This is a genomic window from Gemmiger formicilis (assembly GCF_900167555.1).
Lineage (GTDB): Bacteria > Bacillota > Clostridia > Oscillospirales > Ruminococcaceae > Gemmiger > Gemmiger formicilis.
Window position 1 is genome coordinate 140,631 of the sequence record NZ_FUYF01000002.1, and the last position, 18,447, is coordinate 159,077.

Genomic DNA, 18,447 nt, shown 5'->3' on the forward strand with positions numbered 1-18,447 from the left:
CGCCTCGCTTACGCTCGGCACCTCCCTTTGACAAGGGAGGCTCAATCATTCCAAAGGAGCCAACACCCCATGCAAAAATCCACAGGTCAGCTGCATAACAGCTGGCACAATTTTTCCAAGTACCGCCCGCTCATCCGCGAGCTGGTCACCCGCGACCTCAAGGTCAAATACCGCCGCAGTGTGCTGGGCTATATGTGGAGCATTTTAAACCCGCTGCTCATGATGCTGCTGCAAACGCTCGTTTTCTCCTACATGTTCCGGTTCGACATCCCGAACTTCCCGCTGTATCTCATCTGCGGCAACACCTTGTTCAACTTCTTCAACGAGAGCACGAACATGGGCATGGGCAGTGTGCTGGGCAATGCGTCGCTTATCAAAAAAGTATACGTGCCCAAGTTCATCTTTCCCATCAGCCGCGTGGTGTCCAGCTTTGTGAACCTGCTGTTCAGCCTGGCGGCCATCCTGCTGGTCATGCTTATCACCCGCTCGCCGTTCTACTGGACGATTCTGCTCGTCTGGGCACCGCTTTTGCTGCTGCTGGCGTTCTGCTGCGGCATGGCCGTGCTGCTTTCGGCGCTGGCGGTCTACTTCCGCGACCTGCAATACCTGTACGGTATCCTGACGATGGCTTGGATGTACGCTACACCGCTGTTTTATCCCATCTCGGCGCTGCCGCCCTTCATGGTGCCCGTCATCAAGCTGAACCCGCTGTACCATTACATCAACTGTATGCGGTGCCTTGTCATGTACGGCACGTTGCCCGGCCCCAACACCTGGATCGCCTGCGTCGGCAGTGCCGTGGTCATGATGGGCGTCGGCCTCGCTGCGTTCCGCAAGCTGCAGCGCAACTTCATTCTGTATCTGTAAGGAGCTTTTCATGTCCATCATTCAGGTGGAGGATGTCTCGATGCGTTTCAACCTCGCGCAGGAGAAAACCGAGACCCTCAAGGAATACACCGTCAAGCTGCTGAAGCATCAGCTGTTTTTCAACGAATTTTACGCACTGCGGGACATTTCGTTCAAAATTGAGCCCGGCGAGTCGGTGGCGCTGATTGGCCGCAATGGCAGCGGCAAGAGCACGATGCTGAAGCTGATTGCCGGCGTTATGTACCCCACGACGGGCAGCGTGACCGTCAACGGCGAGATCGCGCCCCTGATCGAGCTGGGCGCGGGCTTTGACCTGGACCTGACCGCGCGGGAGAACGTCTTTCTGAACGGTGCGGTGCTCGGCCATGACCGCGCCTACATGCAGGAGCATTTCCAGAACATCATCGACTTTGCCGAATTGTGGGATTTTGTCGATGTGCCGGTGAAAAACTATTCAAGCGGCATGATCGCGCGGCTGGGCTTTTCGATTGCGACAGAGGTCCGGGCCGACATTCTGGCCTGCGACGAGATTTTGTCCGTCGGTGACTTTATGTTCCAGCAGAAGTGCCACCAGCGGATGGAGCAGATGCTCTCCGGCGGCACAACGCTGCTGTTCGTCAGCCACGACATCAATCAGGTCAAGCAGCTGTGCAAGCGCGCCATCTGGATCGACCACGGCCACCTGCGCGGCGACGGCCCCGCGGAGGAGGTCTGCAACGCCTATGTAGCCGCGATGGAGCGGGGCGAGTAAAGGCTTCCCCCGAGGGGGAAGGCTCAGACTGTCGAAAAAGGTGTGCTCACCCCTTGGCCCCCTCTGCGAGGGGGCTCCGCCCTCAGGCGGTGGGGGAGAGAACTGTGCGGTTGCCCGAAATATTTCTGGCTATGGCAAGGTTCTCTCCCTCCGCCCCTTCGGGGCACCGCTCCCCCTCTGGCGCAAGCGCCACCTCCCCCGTATCGGGGGAGTCTGTCTCGCAGAGGGAGGTCTTTCGACACGCTGACCTTCCCCCAAGGGGGAAGGCATCCCAGCCCAAGTAAGCAACACAAAGGAGACCCCATGCTGACCAAAAAACAAAACCTTACACGGGAAATCCTGACCGTTATCCTGCTGCTGGCGGCGGTGGCGGCCACGGAATACTGGTTCTTCCAGCTGTGGCGGCTGGACTGGCATGTGCCGATGTTCTACGGCGGCGACGGCATCTACTGGGTCGGTCAGGTGCAGCGCAGCTACGGCGAGCTGTCCGGCTCCCTCGGCTGGCCGTTCTATGAGGTCGCGGGCAGATACGACCCGAACTATGATCTGATCTACGACATCTTTGTCTGGCTCGTCGGTCTGTTCACCAAGGACACCGGCACGGTGTTCAACCTGTATGTCCTCGTCATCCCGTTTGCCAACGCGCTGGCGGGGTACGCGGTGTTCCGCACGGTCGGGCTGCGCCGCTGGCTGAGCTTTGCGTTCGGTCTGACGTTTGGCCTGACGCCCTACGTCCAGCAGCGCATGGCCGGGCACATGATGCTGGCTGCCTGCGAGTTTGTGCCGTTCTCGGTGCTGCTCTGTCTCTGGTGCGCCGAGGATGAACAGTTCAACCGCCCGGGCAGGGCCTTCTTCAAAAACAAGCGCAACTGGCTGGCGCTGGCCATGGCGTGGGGGATCGCCAACAACGGCGCGGCTTACTACCCGTATTTCACCTGCTTCTTCCTCTGCGTCACGGCGCTCTGCCTGATTTTGCGGGACCGCAGGTGGCGCGCGGGCACGTCCTGCGTTGTCACGATTGCCGAGATCGTCGCCTGGATGATCCCCGACTTCTTCCCGATGGTGCTGGGCATCCTGAACGGACAGGGCAGCACGCTGACCAACGGCGTCTACCGCAGCCCCGTCGGCGCGGACATCTACAGCCTGCGCATCAGCAGCCTGCTGCTGTCGCCCAACGGCTTCGGCCTGCAGAAGCTCGCCAACTGGATGGGCCGCTACTTCCACGTTCTGGCCACCGACGAAGGCCCGATGTACAACGAGAACGCCTACGGCTACCTCGGCATTGTGGGCATTTTCGGCTTCCTCGCGCTGCTGCTCATGCTGCTGCACAGCCGGGACTGGAAGGCGGGCCGCACCGAACGCCCCGAGTTGGGGGACCGTCTCTGGCTGCTGAGCCGCCTCAACGTCATGGCGCTGCTGCTGGCGACGATTGCCGGCTTCGGCGGCATCATCGGCATCTTTGTGCGGTTCATCCGCGGGTACAACCGCATCAGCCCGTACATTGCGTTCTTCGCGCTGCTGGCTGTCGGCCTGGCTCTTGAAAAACAGCTGACCCGGTACACCGGGCGCAGCCGCAAGGCGCTGGCGGCTGTGGCCATCCTGCTGCTGGGCTGCGGCTACTGGGAGCAGCAGGGCTTCTTTCGGCCTGAGTACGAGGAGATTCAGGACAAGTGGTATCAGGACGCGGCCTTCATGAACGAGGTCGAGGCCGCGGCAGGGGACGGCGCGATGCTTTTCACGCTGCCGTACATGAAGAACTTTGAGAACGGCTCGCTGAACAATATGTGGGATTACACGCTGCTGCGCGGCCCGCTGCACAGCAAGACGCTGAAATTCACCTACGGCGCGGGCTACGGCACGAAGAATGACCTCTGGTACCGCGAGACGAGCGAGCTGGAGCCGGACGCCATGGTGGCCGAGCTGCGCACACAGGGTATGACCGGCATCTATCTGGATCTGGACGGCTACCCCGAGGACGAGCAGCAATCGACGCTGGCCGCCCTGACCGAGGCCGCCGGCTGCGGCCCGGAGGATGTCATCCACAGCGGAAGCGGGCTGCTCTGCTACATCCCGCTGGGGCAGGAGTAACGCATGAAACTGCAAAAAATAACGAAAAAGCGATGGTTCTGGCCGCTGGTCTGCGCGGTGTCCGTCGTGTTCGGCTGGTGGTATTTAAGCATTGTGACCTGCGCACCGCTGGGCGGCGACGATGAGCTTATCAACCTGCAGAACTACTATTATATTACGCACACCACGTTTGGCCAGAGCGTGCTGGACTACCTTGGCGATTTGTGGGCGCAGTTCAGCCTGCAGAACGGGCGGTTCCGGCCCTTCTCGTCGCCGCCGGTGCGCGGCCTGACGAGCTGGTTCCTGGGGGATCTGGTCGGCTACCGGCTCTACATTCTGGCGTGGACCTACGCGGACATTGTGCTGACGGCGTGGCTCGTCGGCAAGGCGTCCCGCAACAAAAAGCTGGGCATTGCCTGCCTCTGCCTGCTGCCGATGATGTTCAGCGTCTGGCAGGACTCCACGGGCAACAGCCTCTACTCCTACGGCGCACTGGTGCAAAGCACGCTGCTGCCCGCGCTCGTCGCCGGGCTGGCCGTGCTGCGCTGGCAGGACACCGGCCACAAGCGGTGGGCCGTGCTGGCGGGCTACTGTATGTTCCAGTGCTGCGCCACGTTTGAGATCGGCTTTACCTATATCGTCCCGATTTTTGGTCTGGCGTGGCTCTACACCGACAAGGCCCGCGACGCGCTGCGGTTAAGCATCCCGGCGCTGCTGGGCGAGTGCGTGACGCTGGCCTTCAATATGGGCGCACGGCTCGTGAACACGCTGCGGGCCGCGGGCATTCTCGAGGGCAGCGTCTCCCAGATCGAGGGCATCTCCCCGAACTTTGACCTGCCCGCCATCCTGCGCACCTGGGCCATGCAGATGTCGGCGGGCTTCCCGCTGAACGCGATGCTGTTCGGCAAGATGCGCCCCGGGAAAATATATCCCGTGGACGTGCTGTGCGGCGTCATGGTGGCCGGTGCGGCAGTGGCCGCGCTGGCGGCGCTGGATAAGCTGCCGAACAAAAAGCAAAATCTGCTGCTGTTTTTAAGCGGCCTTGCCATGCTGTCCGCCCCGGCACTGCTGATCGGGCTTTCGCCCAAGTACCAGCAGCCCGGTCAGGTGGACTGGCGGCACGGCTACATTCCCCAGACTGTGGAGAGCTTCGGCGTCGGTTTAATGGCGCTGGCCGTGCTGGTGATGCTGCTGCGCCGGGCGCGCGGCAAGAGCTGGCGGCCCGGGGGCCGCGCGGTGCTCTACGGTCTGCTGGCCGTCTGCATGGCCGGGTCGGTGGTCTGGCAGCGCGCCGCGACCCGCTCAGCCTACGACCAGGGCGGGCGCGCCTACACGGTCTTTGGCGACGGCGTCGCCGCGGGCCTGGCCGCCGACTGCGGCGACACGCCGGTGGTGACCGATTACATGATCTGGGGCGGCCATGAGGTCGCGGAGAACGCCTTCTTCCTGCGCTACGGCGATCTGGACGCCGATGCCCACGCCCTGCAGGTCTGGCGCACCGAGGACCACGCCGACGACGAGGCAGTGTACCGCGTCGGGTTCACGCTGGGGCAGGGCAGGCACTACGACATTGCCTGGTGCGGCCTTGGCCACGGGGCAGACCCGGATGTGCTGACAGATGTCGAGGTCTGGCTGCCCGCGGGCACCTTCCTCTATGATGTGCTCTATTACACAACCGCCGACGGCGAGGAAGTGCGCAGAGAGGTCTACCCCGACAAGAACGGCACCATGATCACGCTGGACGGCGAAATTCTCGCGGACAGCATCCAGCTGGCCGCTCATTAGGGGGCACCCCGCCCTACGCATAACGCAAATCGGGGCCTGTAGGGCGGCCTGCCCACAGGCCGCCGTGCCCGCTTGCGGAAGTGCAAAGCCTGTTGGACTGCCACCCCGTAGGGGCCGGGCATGCCCGGCCCGCTGCCCTCCCGCAAAAGCCCGTCCATCTTCCCGCCGCGGGCCGCAGCTATGCGGCCCCTGCGTACTCTATCAATTCAAGGAGGTGCCGCCCTTGGCACAAAATAAATCCCGCCGCCTGCTGTGGGCGGTCTGCCTTGCGGCGCTGGCGGCATTTGCTGCGGCCATGGTCTGGCTGCACTACCAGCAGCTTTGCTCCCCCGGCGGCGGCAGCGACCCCTATACCTCCGACCTTGGTATGCACCTGGCCTTCGCGCAGCGCGGCATGGTCTACTCCACCGTGTCGCTGCTCATCGGCCCGGCGTATGCACTGGCCGGGCGCATCGGCATTGCCGTGCTGCTGGCGGCGTTCCATCTGGCCGCCGTCGCCGTGTTCGCCTGCGGCCTGCGCACTGCCCTGCCCGATGCCCCGCGCCCGGCGCGGCTGCTGGTCAGTCTGGTGGTCAACCTTGCCACGGCGGTCTGGATGCCCCGCGGCGGCTACTGGTACCAGGGCACTGTCGGCGGCACGATTTATCACAACACAACGTATATTATGCTCGCGCCCTTTGCACTGCTGGCGATGCTGGCCTTTTACCGTGTCTGGCCGACGATGCGCGATGACCTGGATCTGCGCGCCTACGCGGTCTACACGGTGCTGCTGACCGTGGCGACCAGCTTCAAGGCCAGCCTGATCTTTGCATTCGCCCCGGCGCTGCTCGTGCTGCTGATTGCCGATTTTGTGCGCACCCACGCCAAAAACCTGAAAAATGAGATCATCATGGGGTGCAGCGTTTTCCCCGGTGTAGCGCTCTGCTTTATCCAGGCCAACGTCCTGTTTGCCGAGGAAGGCTCCGGCATACGCCTGATTTTCACCGTCCCGTTTGACCACCACCGTATGCTGTGGGGGCCGTTCAACGAGGCCGGCGTGCTGGGGCTGGCGCGGTCCTTCGTCTTTGTGGCGGCAGTGGGGCTGCTGCTGGGCCGCGCGGCGTGGCAGCGCTTCCGCTACCGGTTCAGCCTTTTCACCTTCACCTTCTCGCTGGCCGAGGCGCTGCTGCTGGTCGAAAGCGGTGAGCGGCTCTATCACGCCAACCTCTGGTGGGGGCCGTTCATCTGCTTCTGGGTGTTCTGGCTCGAGTCCGTCAGCGTCTTTTTGCAGCAGACGCGCACCGGGGCCGTGCCCCGCTGGCGGCTGGCCGTCTGCGCCGCCGCGCTGGCGTGGCACATCGTCAGCGGCGTCTGCTTCTTAGCCATGCTTTTGCAGGGCGTAAGCTATAACGTGCCGATCCTGACGTATAATTTGTGGTAAAAAAATAAGCCGCAGGTGCAAAAACGCATCTGCGGCTTTTGTATGTTGTCAGCTTCAACCCGTAGGGGCGCATTCTATATGCGCCCGTGGCTGTGTGCGGCAATGAGTAACGCCCGCGGGCGGATATGGAATCCGCCCCTACGATGGAGGGGGGCGATGCTCGTCATCGACCCGGCCAGGCAACGGCAGCGGCAGACTGCACACCAGCGCAATGCCCAGCGCCAGGGCCAGCGCGACCTTGAAGGTCTCGCCGCCTTTGCTGGCGAAAAGCTCCTGCTCGCCCTGCAAAAAGTAGTAGGCCGTGTAGTAGATGCCCGCGCCCGGCACAAGCGGAAAGATGCCCGGCAGCAGAAAAATCGTCACCGGGGCCTTGTGGCGGATGGCAAAGAACCGCGCGCAGCCGGTCAGCGGCAGCGTGGCGACCAGCGTCGCAATCGCCGGGCTTAACGCGAACAGCTCCACGCAGAAGATGTAGACCATCCAGCCCACCGCGCCGGTCAGGCCGCAGGCCAGGTAGTGCCGCCGCGGCATCTGGAATGTGATGCCAAAGCTGATCGTTGCAATGACGGCCACCATAAAATGGGCAAAATAATGCGTCCAGATCGGCATCACGCCACCCCCAATCCACGGGCCATGATCCAGCCCAGCACCACGCCGCCCGCAATGCTGCCCGCAATCAGCAGGGCATCCAGCAGGCGGATGGAGCCGGACAGGTAATCGCCGTTCAGAATATCCCGCACACCCATCGTCAGGGCAACGCCGGGGGTCAGCACCATCAGCGCGCCGATGATCGCCGCGTTGGCGTTGACGGCGGGCACGACGGTCTGCACCGCAATGGCCCAGATCGTGCCGCAAAACGCCGCCACAATGTCGGTGAATATCCGGTTGATGCCGTGCCTCGCAAACTGCTGGCAGACGAGCGCCTCCAGCAGGCCCGCCACCGCGGCCACCGGCATGTCTGCCAGCGTGCCGCCGAACAGGTACGCGAACCCCGCTGCCCCGACAACGCAGGCCAGAATTTCCAGCTGCGGTGTGCTGCGCGGCAGCGTGCGGGCCGTGTTCAGCCGTGCTTCGGCCTCGACGACGCCCAGCCTGCCGGCGGCCAGCTCACGGGAAAGCTCGTTCACGGCCTCGACGCGGCCCAGATGGACCGACACGGTGGGCACGTGCCGCACCAGCGAGACGGCATCCCGCCCCGGCAGGTGCGCCGACGCAAAGATGCCGTTGGTCAGAACATAGACATGGAAGTCCCGCACACCGAGGCTGGCGGCCATGATCTCCATGGTCTGCTGCGCGCGGAACACCTCGCCGCCGTTTTCCAGCAGCGTCTGGCCCGCGTCCATGACCAGCTCCAGCGCACGGTCAAACAGTGCATCAGCCACGGATATTCTCCCGCACAGCGCTGAATTCCGGGTAATGGGCGTACAGATGCTGCGCGATGGCCTCCATGAGCAGGTAGTCATGCTCGGAGTCGATGTCGATGATGCCGGTGTCCATCATAACGCTGACGCCGAACTTGGAGTGCCACAAAATCGGGTCGGGGTTGTCCACAAGGAACGCGCGGCGGATGACGTAAATCGACGCATTGACGTCGTATACCTCGGGTGCCTGCTGACGGCCCGTGAACTGGCTCTCGATGACCATCTCGGCGTGGTCGCCCACGATCTTGAACATATTGAACCACGGATTGCGGCGGGCCTCGCAGACGCTGAAAATGATTTGCAGGTCCTCGCGCTCCTGCGCTTTGGCAAAGGCGTTCTCGATGTCCTGCTCGGTGCGCAGGGGGCTGGTGATGTCCAGATCGATCATAGCATCGTACTGTTTGCCGGTGCGCGCCTCCATGCGGGCAAAGCTGTCCTTGTAGACCTCGACCTTCGGCACGCGGTCCCCGCCCAGCTCGGCCCCGCGGGGCAGGTAGATGACCTCCGGGTACTCGGCGGCCACCAGTCTGGCCAGGTCCTCGCTGTCGGTGTTCAGCGCAACGTCGATTTCCAGCTCCGGGTGCTTTTTAATGAACAGCTCCGCGGCGCTCAGCGAATAGTAAACCAACGGCTTGCCGCAGAAATTTTTCAGGTTCTTGTTTTTAAAGCCCTTGCTGCCGGCACGGCCGCAAATTGTAATGAGCAGTCTTTTCATTGTACGTTCTCCCCCAAGGTAAGTTTCAGCACGTTCAGTGCCAGCGCGGGCGGGTTGCAGCTCTCGCCGCTGCCCGTCAGCGCGTAGTCCACAAAATATTCCATCTCCCGCTCATAGCGGCGGTTGACGTCCTCCTCATAGTGCTGCACGGTGCCGTCCGGCAGGGTCAGCGTGCCCGCGCCAAAGTCGGCCAGATAGCTGCCGTCATGGCAGAAAAGCTCGATGCTGCGCCGGTATCCGCGGCCAAAGTAATCGAGATGCACCTCGGCCAGCAATGTGGGGTATCTGGCGATATACACCGACAAATCGTCGGAGTCGATTTCGAGGTCGGAGTAGGTGCCCTTGAAATTGTACAGCTTTTCAGGCACGCCGAACAGCTCGACGAGGTAGTCCCATTCGTGGATGAGGTCAATCGTCACGCCGCCGCCCATCGCCTTGTGGGCACTGTAGACAGTGCGGTAGTCCACGCCGGGCCGCCAGTCGGGCAGATAGCTTGAACAGATGACCCGCGCGCAGTAGGGGTGCAGACCGGGCAGCCGATCCTTGAGCGCCAGCATGACGCCGCACCACCGCATGGGCGCGGCCACATAGGCCTTTTGCCCCGCGGGCAGGCAGTCGGCCAGATCCAGTCCGGTCTGGTCGGCGGAAAAAATCGGTTTTTCGATGAAAAGTGCCCCACCGCGGCCCCTGACCCGGGTCAGAGCGTCGGCGTGCAGGCTTGTGGGGTTCGTGATGAACACCATGTCATAGTGTGCGGGCGCGTCGGCCAAATCGGTGTACTGGGCGTGCAGCAGCGCGGCCACGCCGTCCCGCAGCGGGCGGGACAGGTCGCTGCGCAGTGCGTCGGCCTGTAAAGTCCAGCCCCGGTCCGCACAGAGGTTGGTCAGATTTTTTAAATGGCGCGTCCCGATGGAGCCCAGCCCCACGAACAGCGCGGTGATGGTACGCATAGGAGGTCCCCTTTTTATAACAAGTTTACGGCAGGTTTGTGGGGAGGCATTTATGCCTCCCGCGGGGCTTGCGGCAACCGCAAGGTGCCCGGGCGGATATGGAATCCGCCCCTACGCTGTAGGGGTCGATGCCTGCATCGACTCGGAACCCCAGAGGCTGCCGCACGTAGCTTTTCCTGGCCCCCTCTGCGAGGGGGCTCCGCCCGCAGGCGGTGGGGGAGAGAACCCTGCGGCTATCCGAAATTTTACGGGCTATGGCAAGGTTCTCTCCCTCCGGCCCTGCGGGCCACCTCCCCCGCAAGCGGAGGAGGCTTTAGTGACTTTCAATAAAGTCCATCAGCTCAATTGCCTTCAGGTCCTTTTCAAAGCTCCACTTCGGCTGCTCGTCGCCCTTCAGCACGCCAAAAAAGTTCGTCAGCTCGTCCACATAGGCGTTTTCTACAACGTTGTCGCTGTAGCGGCTGTCGTGCTCAAAGCTGGCGTAGGTGTTGACAAACCGCTTGTCGCCGTCCTTGAACTCGTACAGCGCCTTGGGGTTGCCCTCCCAGAACAGGTGGATGCCGTCCCCGAAGCACTCAAAGCTGCGCACGGCCTTGCGGCTGACGACGTCGGCAGCCAGCACACCCTGCACGCCGCCCTTGTGGCGCAGCAGCAGCGTCACGCAGTCGGGGTAGGGGAGCCCTAAGTCGCTGATCGTGTCCTTCTGCACGGTCACGCTCTCCACGTCGCCGAAGGCGTCCAGCAGCCACGGCAGGTCGATGCCGAAGATCTCGCGCACGCCGCCGGTGCGGGCGTTGCCGACGAAGAAATTTTTATAATTCTCCCACGGGTGCCAGTCGGGCAGATACTGCCCGATGTGGTAGATGTAGTGTACGGGCTTGCCAAATTCCGCGACCTGCTGTTTAATATACTGTGTCTCGCGGCGGTACAGCATCGTGGAGGACAAAAACAGCGGTAGTTTTTTGGCCGCAGCCTTGGCCATATTCTCCCGGTAGCCGTCACTGACCAGATTCAGCTCGGTAAAGACGGGCAGGTCGTTGTCCAGCAGCTCGCCGATGACCGCCGCGTGGGCCAGCGGCGCGGTGCAGACCAGCGCGGCGTCGGGGTGCTCGGCGGCGACGGCCTCGCCGATGGCGGCATAGGCTGCGTCCGCCAGACCCAGCCGGAGGGCCTCGTCGCGGCGGCTCTCGGCGGTGTCCACGCCGACGATCTGAATAGCCGCGTCAATGCCTTTGGTCAGCCGGGCGCGGCGTTTGCCCATGCTGCCTAAACCGACGATGAGAAGTTTCATACCAAAACGCTCCTTTGCGGGTCAAATTCCGGCACAGGGCCGTCATAAAAGATTTTAGGTCTTGCAAAATCAAATTTTGCCAGCACAGCGCAGATTTTTTCGCTGGTCTCGCCGCCGTTATACGGGCTGACGGCGCCGGCCGCCACGGGGGCAAACGCCGGGGACAGCGCCCTGCGCAGCGCGGCCTCGATGGCCGGCTCGTCGGCGTCGCAGCAGAGCACGTTCGCGCAGATGGTGCGCCCGGCCTGCCGTCTGCCGATGTTGACCGTCGGCACCTTAAAGGTGGGCGTCTCGACGACACCGGACGACGAGTTGCCCGCCACGAGCGCCGCGCAGTCCATGGCGGAGAGGTAGCGCCGCAGACCGAGGCTCTGCACAAATCCGGCGCGGTCCGGGTGGGCGGCGGCGAACGTCTGCATCATGGCGGTGCAGACCTGCCCGCCCGCGTCGGCGTTCGACCCGGTGATGAGCCAGAACACGCCGTCCACGGCGGCCATAGCGTCACACAGCGCCTGCACCTGCACAGCGGGGGAGCCTGCGTCGGGGGCGGTCTCGGGGTGGTAGGTCACGAGCGCGAAGGGCTGCATGAGGTCAAACCCAGTCGATTTGCACAATTCCTCACGGCTCATTTTGGGCAGAGTGCGGATGTTTTCATCCCCCAGCCCGCCGACGCAGAACACGGTGTCGGGCGCTTCGCCCATCCGCACAAGCCGCGCGGCGCTGTCGGCGCAGGACGGAAAGTGTACCGCCGCCATTTTGCTGATGCAGTGGCGGTAGTATTCGTCCGCCGCGCCCAAGGTCACGTCACCGCCCGAGATATGGGCAATCGGGATATGCCGCGCCGCTGCCGCAGCGGCCACGGCGAAGATCTCAAACCGGTCCCCCAGCAGCAGCACGGCGTCCGGGCGGTGGGCGGCAAAGTGGTTGTCGAAAATTTCCATCGTGCGTGCGATGGTTTTGGCGACAGGCTCATCGGCGTTGTCGGTGAAGATCGGCAGTCTTGCCGCGATGGGCAGGCCGTCGGCTTCGATTTCATGCACGGTCTCGCCCAGACGCGGGCAGAGATGCGCCCCGGTCACGACGAGCTGCAAGTCCAGCACATCGGACGCCGCGATTTTCTGCACCACCGGGCGCAGCAGGCCATATTCCGCCCGCGTGGCGGTAACGACGGTGATGGTACGCATGGTTATGCTTCTCGCTTTCTTTTTTAACGGCAGTCTCCCGGAAGGTCGCTTTCTTTTGGCAGCAAAAGAAAGCTCGCAAAGAAAACTGCCGCTGTTTCGACGCAGCGGACCCGCGACCAAGGGGCTGCACGCCCCTTGGATTCCCAAAGCGGAGGTCGCAGAGTGCGCGGGCTACGCGAACGCAGTATTACTGTTCGCGCTTAACGCCCGCGCCCTCTGCTCCGTTTTAAAATTCGGGAGTTCCCCCGAACCCCCGCAGGGGTGAGGTAGAGGCCCCCTTGTCAAAGGGGGCTGGCCGCGTTAGCGGACTGGGGGATTCCGACGGGCCTTGCGTGGCCGCCCATCAACGGGCATTCACCCACTAACTCCCGCGGCGGCCTGGGGGCAGGCCGCCCTACGTACCCCTTTTAAATTGGTTTGCAGGGAGAGGGGTGACCCCTCCGCGGGGCGTCGGGGACGCCGCCCCCTACAGCGCCTTTGCCACTACCCTTTTGCCTGTTGTAGGGGGGATTTATCCCTCCCGGCAAGGCGTTCCTCACACCTCGATCTTCTCATCCTCGGCAAAATCGCGTTTCGCGGTCTGGCCTAAAATCTCATGCCAGCGCATGGGCGAAATCCCATCCCCCGGGCGCTTGGTGGTGAGATTTTCCTCGGTGAAAACCTCACCCGCTTTGATTTCCCGGGCGGCCACAATGCTCTTGCGGGCAATGGCTTTGTTGGGGGCTTCGCTGGCGGTCAGGTGCTTGTGGCCGTCGCCGAGGGCGGCTTCTGCGTGGCGCACGGCCAGCACCATCGCCGCAAACTCGGCGGGGTCCAGGCTGGCCTTCTGGTCGGGGCCGGGCAGGGATTTGTCCAGCGTAAAGTGCTTTTCAATGACCTGCGCGCCCAAAACCGTCGCGGCTACGTCGCATTCCCAGCCGGGCGTATGGTCGGACAGCCCCACCGGCAGACCAAACTGGTCGTACAGCTCGATCATGGCGGTCAGGTTCGCATCCTCGTAGGGCGTCGGGTACTGCGTGTTGCAGTGCAAAATCGTCACCTCGGGGCAGCCGCCGTCATCCAGCACGCCCAGCGCGTCGGTGATCTCGTCCAGTGTGCTCATGCCCGTGGAGAGCAGCACCGGCGTTTTCTGCGCGGCCATGGCCTCGAGATACGGCAGGTTCGTGATCTCGCCGGAGGGGATTTTTAAAAGCGGCAGACCCAGCGTGCCCAGGAACTTCACGCTCGGCACGTCAAACGGCGCGCTTAAATACTGGATGCCGATGGAATCGCAGTATTCCTTTAATTCTTTATGCGCCTCAAACGAGAAATGCAGCTTGCGGATCATCTCCAGCTGGCTCTCGGCGGCATCGGTGGTCTGCTTCTGGTACTCGGCCTTCTCGGCAAATTTGCTGACCACCAGCTCGGGCACGGCGGTCTGATATTTTACAATGTCCGCGCCGCATTCTTTGGCAACGCGGGCCATCTCCTTGGCCATTTCCAGACTGCCGTTGTGGTTGACCCCGGCCTCAGCTATGATCGTTACAGGCATAGGTAAAAACCTCCGGTTTTTATAGTGAGGAGTGAGAAGTTAGGAGTGAGGAGTTTTTGGTTTCAGCTGAAAGCTCCGTTTTATGTGCCACTCCTCATTCCTCACTCCTAACTCCTCACTGGTTTACTGCTGATTCTCCAGCTTTCTTCTCATCTTCTCCAGCTCCTCCAGCTGGCCCATGTCCATCCAGCTGCTCTCGCTGATGGGATAGACGCCGACCTTCTCCCCGGCCCGGCGGTAGCGCTCGATCACATCGGGGAAACCGATCTTCTCGCCGTCGCGCATTTCCTCCACGACGCGCGGCTCCACCACGTAGACGCCGGTGTTCGTCAAAAAGTCCAGCTCGGGCTTTTCGCGCATGGCGGCAATGCTGCCGTTCTCGCCCAGCTCCACCACGCCGTAGGGCACGGTGTAGTGCTTGAACGCGCAGATCATCGTGACCAGGTTGCCGTGGGATTTATGGTACTCATAAATATCGCCGAAGTCTACATCCAAAAGCGTGTCACAGTTCGTAAAAAAGAACGGTGCTTTGATTTTTCCTTTCAGCAGGCAGAGCCCGCCGCCGGTGCCCATGAACACTTCCTCGTCGGCAAAGTCCACGTTATAGTTCTTTTCCAGCTCATTGAAATAGGACTTGATCATGCCCTTTTTGTAGTTCACGATCATCGTGAAATTGTGGCAGCCGAAGTCCCGGAACCGGTCCATGATCAGCTCGGCAATGGGCTGCTCGCCCACGGGGATCAGCGGCTTGGGCAGAATTTTTGTGTACGGGTACAGCCGCGTGCCCAGCCCGCCCGCCATCATCACAACGGGAATATCGACCTGCTTGCGGTTGTCCAAATCCAGGCCGTGGGCAAAGATGATGTCGGTGATGATGCCGCGCTTGTTCAGGACCGGCAGCGCGTCGATGCAATGCTCCTGCAAAATGCTGCGGGCCTTGCCGCGCTCGGACACCGAGACGCTCAGCGGATGATAGTTGGCCGCGTGGTCCACGGTCTGGTCCGGTGTGCCGCCGCGCAGGAAAAACTTGCGGATGTCACCGTCGGTGATGACGGCCTTCAGATGTCCCTCCGGTGCAATGAACAGGATGCGCTGGCCGGTCTCGTCCAGCTTGCGCAGCGTTTCCAGCACCGTGGCGGTGGGCTCAATAAAAAGTTCTTCTACTTTTATCAAGGGTGGTCCCCCTTTGCAATTACTTGGCCCCCTCTGCGAGGGGGCTCCCGCCGCAGCGGGTGGGGGAGAGAGCCTTACGGCTATCCGAAATATTTCGGGCAATGGCAAGGTTCTCTCCCTCCGGCCCTGCGGGGCCACCTCCCTCGCAGAGGGAGGCAAGGGCACTTACAGCCCCAGCACTGCTTCGATCACGCGGTCACAGTCCTCAAAGGACAGGTTCGTGGAGCAGGGCAGGTTGACAATATACTTGCGGTAGTCCAGCGCCTTGTCCAGACCGTAAGCCTCGTTGCGGGGGTAGTCGGCCTGCTCATGGATGAGCGCCCACACCGGGCGGGTCTGGATGTGCTGCGCCTGCAGCTTCTCGATCACAGTGTCGCGGTCCAGCCCGGAATCCTTCAGATACAGGCTGAAGAACCAGTGGTTGGAGCGGCACTCCCCCTCGCGGAAGGGCAGGATGCGCAGCCCCTTCACGCCGTCCAGCGCGGCCACATAGCGGTCATACAGCGCCTTTTTGTGGGCGATGAAGCCCTCGAGCCGCTCGAGCTGGGCAAGCCCTAAGGATGCCTGCACATTCGTCATGCGGTAGTTGTAGCCGACCTCATCGTGCAAAAATTGCAGCAGATCGGCCTTGGCCTGGGTGGACAGATGCTTGGCGTGCTCGGCCCAGTCAGCGTGGTTGGACACGACCATGCCGCCTGCGCCGGTGGTGATGATCTTGTTGCCGTTAAAGCTGTAGCAGCCGATGTCGCCGATGGTGCCCGCAAACTTACCGGCAAACGGGCCGTCGGTGCAGCGGGTGCCGAGTGCCTCGGTGGCATCCTCAATGACGATGAGGCCGTAGCGCTTGGCTATCGCCATCAGGCGGGGCATATCGGCCATGTTGCCGAACACATGCACGACCTCCAGTGCCTTGATGTGTGCGCCGGTGGCTTTGTTGTACAGCCTGCCGTCCCGCAGCTCGCAGCGGTTCGCACAGAAATCCTCGACGGCGTCGGGGTCAATGCACAGGGAGTCGTCGCAGCCGATGAAGACCGGCTCCGCGCCGACATAGCGGGTCAGCGGGTTGACGGCGGCGATGAAGGTCAGCGTCGGGACAATGACCTCATCCCCGCGGGTGATGCCGGCGGCCATAGCGGCCAGATGCAGCGCGCTGGTACCGGCGTTGCAGGCCACGGCGCGGGGCATGCCCACGTAAGCGGCCAGCGCTTCCTCGAACTCCGTGACCTTGCCGCCGCTGGTGGAAACCCACCCCGACGTGATGGCCTGCCCGGCCAGCTCGGCCTCGCGCGCGCCGAAATTCGGAACCGAAAGAGGAATAAATTCAGACATGGTACTGCCTCCAAACTCTATCCTGGTGCCCGCCGTGCAGCGGCGGACGGAATTTTACAAATATTCTATTTTATTATACCGCGTTTGCAGGATAAGGGCAAGAAAAAGATGCGATGGACTTTCTGTATCTTTCCCCCGGGGAAAGCCCGTTTTTCCCGTTGACAAACCTTCTCCCTTGCACTACTATAAATACTGAATATAAAGTATAAAATAGGGGGGTTACCATGAAATACGGTTTTATCGGCTGCGGCAACATGGGCGGGGCTGTGGCGCGCGCGGTCTGCAAGGGCGCCGGGTCCGGCGATGTGCTGCTGGCCAACCGCACGCCTGCCAAGGCACAGGCACTGGCGGACGAGCTCGGCTGCGCCTGCGGCACGAATGAGGAGGTCGCCGGCATCTGCGACTTCATCTTTCTGGGCGTAAAGCCCCAGATGATGGCCGATATGCTCGACGAGCTGACCCCAACGCTGGAGGCCCGCGCCGAGAGCCGCCCCTTTGTGCTGGTCACGATGGCGGCGGGCCTGTCGATGCAGCAGATCCGCCAGATGGCGGGCAGCGGCTATCCCATCATCCGTATGATGCCCAACACCCCCGTGGCGCTGGGCGACGGCATGATCCAGTACTGCTCTGACGATGTGGAGCCGGAAAAAATGGCCGAGTGGCTCACCGCCATGGCCCCTGCAGGCCGTCTGGACGCCGTGCCGGAGAGCTTGATCGACGCCGCAAGCGCGGTGTCCGGCTGCGGACCGGCCTGGGCGTACCAGTTCATCGAGGCACTGGCCGACGGCGGTGTCGCCGCAGGTCTGCCCCGCGCCAAGGCGCAGGAGTACGCCGCCCAGATGCTTTTGGGCAGCGCGCGGATGGTGCTGGAGACCGGCAAGCACCCGGGCGAATTGAAGGACGCCGTCTGCAGCCCCGGCGGCTCGACCATTCAGGGCGTGCGCCTGCTGGAGGAGCGCGCTTTCCGCGGTGCCGTGACCGACGCCGTGCTGGCCGCGTTTGAAAAGACAAAGGATTTGGGGAAGAAGTAAGGCCTTCCGAGAATGTAGGGGCGAGCATTGCTCGCCCGCAGACCTGACGGAAAGAAGTGCTTTTCCGGGAAAATACCCCGCGCGGCAGACGCCTGACGGGCGAGCAATGCTCGCCCCTACAAAGCGGTTGCCAAACAGGAATAGAAAGAGAAATTTTATGCGTATCGTCGTTAAAGTAGGCACCAGCACGCTGGCACATCCCGGCGGGCTGCTCAACATCCGCCACACCGAGGATCTGGTCAAGGTGTGGAGCGATATTCAGAATGCCGGACATCAGCTCATCGTCGTATCGTCGGCGGCCACGGGCCTCGGCGCAGGCAAGCTGCAAATTGAAAAGCCAAGCGACCTTGTCACCAAGCAGGCTGCCGCCGCGGTGGGCCAGTGCGAGCTGATGTATACCTATGACCGGCTGTTCGGCCAATACAACCATACCGTGGCCCAGATGCTGCTGACGTGGGAGGATTTTGACCACGAAAACCGTCTGCACAACCTGCAAAATACGCTGGAGCGTCTTTTGCAGCTGCACGCCATCCCCATCATCAACGAGAATGACCCCGTCGCCTGCGAGGAATACTCTTTGGGCGACAACGACACGCTGGCCGCGCTGGTGGCCAAGTGCATCCACGCCGATCTGGTCGTGCTGATGTCCGACATCGACGGCCTGTACACCGCCGACCCGCACACCCACCCGGACGCAAAGCTCATCCCGGTGGTCGAGGAGATCACGCCGGAAATTGAGCTGCTGGCGGGCGGCGCGGGCTCGGCCCTGGGCACCGGCGGCATGCTGACGAAGGTCACCGCCGCTAAGCGTGCCACCGAGGCTGGTGTAGACATGATCATTACCAACGGTGCCCACGCCGAGGTGCTGTACGACATTGTCGAGGGTAAGCCCGTCGGCACCCGGTTCGTGGGCCGCAAGGCATAAGGGAGGT

16 protein-coding genes are annotated in these 18,447 nt (G+C 62.4%); 7 read left to right on the top strand and 9 right to left on the bottom strand.

Annotation, left to right across the window (positions count from 1 at the left end; genetic code table 11):
* Positions 1 to 69 precede the first annotated feature (69 nt).
* The 5 genes from B5D32_RS02300 to B5D32_RS02320 all read left to right on the top strand — a co-directional run bounded on the left by B5D32_RS02300 (position 70) and on the right by B5D32_RS02320 (position 6,890).
* Positions 70 to 867: an ABC transporter permease gene (locus B5D32_RS02300; RefSeq protein ID WP_078783476.1), complete on the top strand. Its 798-nt coding sequence runs from the start codon at positions 70 to 72 to the stop codon at positions 865 to 867.
* 10 nt (positions 868 to 877) lie between these two features.
* A complete protein-coding gene (locus B5D32_RS02305) occupies positions 878 to 1,618 on the top strand; it encodes an ABC transporter ATP-binding protein (RefSeq protein ID WP_078783477.1) in 741 nt (246 codons plus the stop codon).
* Positions 1,619 to 1,921: 303 nt separating this feature from the next.
* Positions 1,922 to 3,706, top strand: a complete 1,785-nt coding sequence (locus B5D32_RS02310) for a DUF6311 domain-containing protein (RefSeq protein ID WP_078783478.1) — start codon at positions 1,922 to 1,924, stop codon at positions 3,704 to 3,706.
* Positions 3,707 to 3,709: 3 nt separating this feature from the next.
* Entirely contained in the window at positions 3,710 to 5,470 is a 1,761-nt protein-coding gene (locus B5D32_RS02315; protein ID WP_078783479.1) for a hypothetical protein, read from the top strand.
* 223 nt (positions 5,471 to 5,693) lie between these two features.
* Positions 5,694 to 6,890: a hypothetical protein gene (locus B5D32_RS02320; RefSeq protein ID WP_078783480.1), complete on the top strand. Its 1,197-nt coding sequence runs from the start codon at positions 5,694 to 5,696 to the stop codon at positions 6,888 to 6,890.
* 138 nt (positions 6,891 to 7,028) lie between these two features.
* Here the strand turns inward: B5D32_RS02320 and B5D32_RS02325 are convergent, their stop codons facing one another.
* The 9 genes from B5D32_RS02325 to B5D32_RS02370 form a co-directional block, all read right to left on the bottom strand.
* On the bottom strand, positions 7,029 to 7,499 hold the full coding sequence (locus B5D32_RS02325; protein ID WP_078783481.1) for a threonine/serine exporter family protein: 471 nt from the start codon (positions 7,497 to 7,499) through the stop codon (positions 7,029 to 7,031).
* Complete coding sequence (locus B5D32_RS02330; RefSeq protein WP_242943384.1) at positions 7,499 to 8,272, bottom strand: threonine/serine exporter family protein; 774 nt, start codon at positions 8,270 to 8,272, stop codon at positions 7,499 to 7,501. The genes B5D32_RS02325 and B5D32_RS02330 overlap by 1 nt, the downstream gene beginning before the upstream one ends.
* Positions 8,265 to 9,026: an acylneuraminate cytidylyltransferase family protein gene (locus B5D32_RS02335; protein ID WP_078783483.1), complete on the bottom strand. Its 762-nt coding sequence runs from the start codon at positions 9,024 to 9,026 to the stop codon at positions 8,265 to 8,267. Before B5D32_RS02335 ends, B5D32_RS02330 begins: the two co-directional genes overlap by 8 nt.
* Positions 9,023 to 9,976, bottom strand: coding sequence for a Gfo/Idh/MocA family protein (locus B5D32_RS02340; RefSeq protein ID WP_078783484.1), 954 nt, complete (start codon positions 9,974 to 9,976; stop codon positions 9,023 to 9,025). Before B5D32_RS02340 ends, B5D32_RS02335 begins: the two co-directional genes overlap by 4 nt.
* A gap of 313 nt (positions 9,977 to 10,289) precedes the next feature.
* Positions 10,290 to 11,267, bottom strand: coding sequence for a Gfo/Idh/MocA family protein (locus B5D32_RS02345; RefSeq protein WP_078783485.1), 978 nt, complete (start codon positions 11,265 to 11,267; stop codon positions 10,290 to 10,292).
* The gene (gene neuC, locus B5D32_RS02350; RefSeq protein WP_078783486.1) at positions 11,264 to 12,451 is read right to left on the bottom strand and encodes a UDP-N-acetylglucosamine 2-epimerase; all 1,188 of its coding nucleotides are present in this window, start codon (positions 12,449 to 12,451) and stop codon (positions 11,264 to 11,266) included. The genes B5D32_RS02345 and neuC overlap by 4 nt, the downstream gene beginning before the upstream one ends.
* 535 nt (positions 12,452 to 12,986) lie before the next feature.
* On the bottom strand, positions 12,987 to 13,982 hold the full coding sequence (gene neuB, locus B5D32_RS02360; RefSeq protein ID WP_078783488.1) for an N-acetylneuraminate synthase: 996 nt from the start codon (positions 13,980 to 13,982) through the stop codon (positions 12,987 to 12,989).
* A gap of 123 nt (positions 13,983 to 14,105) precedes the next feature.
* Positions 14,106 to 15,155: a nucleotidyltransferase family protein gene (locus B5D32_RS02365; RefSeq protein ID WP_337931280.1), complete on the bottom strand. Its 1,050-nt coding sequence runs from the start codon at positions 15,153 to 15,155 to the stop codon at positions 14,106 to 14,108.
* A 165-nt stretch (positions 15,156 to 15,320) separates the two neighbouring features.
* Positions 15,321 to 16,484 carry a LegC family aminotransferase gene (locus B5D32_RS02370; protein WP_078783489.1) on the bottom strand — a complete coding sequence of 388 codons (1,164 nt, stop codon included), beginning with the start codon at positions 16,482 to 16,484 and terminating at the stop codon, positions 15,321 to 15,323.
* A gap of 224 nt (positions 16,485 to 16,708) precedes the next feature.
* Here B5D32_RS02370 and proC point away from each other — a divergent pair, with 224 nt between their 5' ends.
* Together proC and proB are read left to right on the top strand one after the other, a co-directional pair.
* A complete protein-coding gene (proC, locus tag B5D32_RS02375; RefSeq protein ID WP_078783490.1) occupies positions 16,709 to 17,515 on the top strand; it encodes a pyrroline-5-carboxylate reductase in 807 nt (268 codons plus the stop codon).
* 157 nt (positions 17,516 to 17,672) lie between these two features.
* Positions 17,673 to 18,440: a glutamate 5-kinase gene (gene proB, locus B5D32_RS02380; protein ID WP_078783491.1), complete on the top strand. Its 768-nt coding sequence runs from the start codon at positions 17,673 to 17,675 to the stop codon at positions 18,438 to 18,440.
* Positions 18,441 to 18,447: the final 7 nt, after the last annotated feature.

What these genes read in the sequence shown, in the direction of transcription:
- B5D32_RS02345 (WP_078783485.1), bottom strand. Translation starts at nt 11,267, where the DNA reads ATGAAACTTCTCATCGTCGGTTTAGGCAGCATGGGCAAACGCCGCGCC.
- B5D32_RS02340 (WP_078783484.1), bottom strand. Translation starts at nt 9,976, where the DNA reads ATGCGTACCATCACCGCGCTGTTCGTGGGGCTGGGCTCCATCGGGACG.
- neuB (WP_078783488.1), bottom strand. Translation starts at nt 13,982, where the DNA reads ATGCCTGTAACGATCATAGCTGAGGCCGGGGTCAACCACAACGGCAGT.
- B5D32_RS02315 (WP_078783479.1), top strand. Translation starts at nt 3,710, where the DNA reads ATGAAACTGCAAAAAATAACGAAAAAGCGATGGTTCTGGCCGCTGGTC.
- B5D32_RS02310 (WP_078783478.1), top strand. Translation starts at nt 1,922, where the DNA reads ATGCTGACCAAAAAACAAAACCTTACACGGGAAATCCTGACCGTTATC.
- proB (WP_078783491.1), top strand. Translation starts at nt 17,673, where the DNA reads ATGCGTATCGTCGTTAAAGTAGGCACCAGCACGCTGGCACATCCCGGC.
- B5D32_RS02305 (WP_078783477.1), top strand. Translation starts at nt 878, where the DNA reads ATGTCCATCATTCAGGTGGAGGATGTCTCGATGCGTTTCAACCTCGCG.
- B5D32_RS02325 (WP_078783481.1), bottom strand. Translation starts at nt 7,499, where the DNA reads ATGCCGATCTGGACGCATTATTTTGCCCATTTTATGGTGGCCGTCATT.
- proC (WP_078783490.1), top strand. Translation starts at nt 16,709, where the DNA reads ATGAAATACGGTTTTATCGGCTGCGGCAACATGGGCGGGGCTGTGGCG.
- neuC (WP_078783486.1), bottom strand. Translation starts at nt 12,451, where the DNA reads ATGCGTACCATCACCGTCGTTACCGCCACGCGGGCGGAATATGGCCTG.
- B5D32_RS02335 (WP_078783483.1), bottom strand. Translation starts at nt 9,026, where the DNA reads ATGAAAAGACTGCTCATTACAATTTGCGGCCGTGCCGGCAGCAAGGGC.
- B5D32_RS02300 (WP_078783476.1), top strand. Translation starts at nt 70, where the DNA reads ATGCAAAAATCCACAGGTCAGCTGCATAACAGCTGGCACAATTTTTCC.
- B5D32_RS02370 (WP_078783489.1), bottom strand. Translation starts at nt 16,484, where the DNA reads ATGTCTGAATTTATTCCTCTTTCGGTTCCGAATTTCGGCGCGCGCGAG.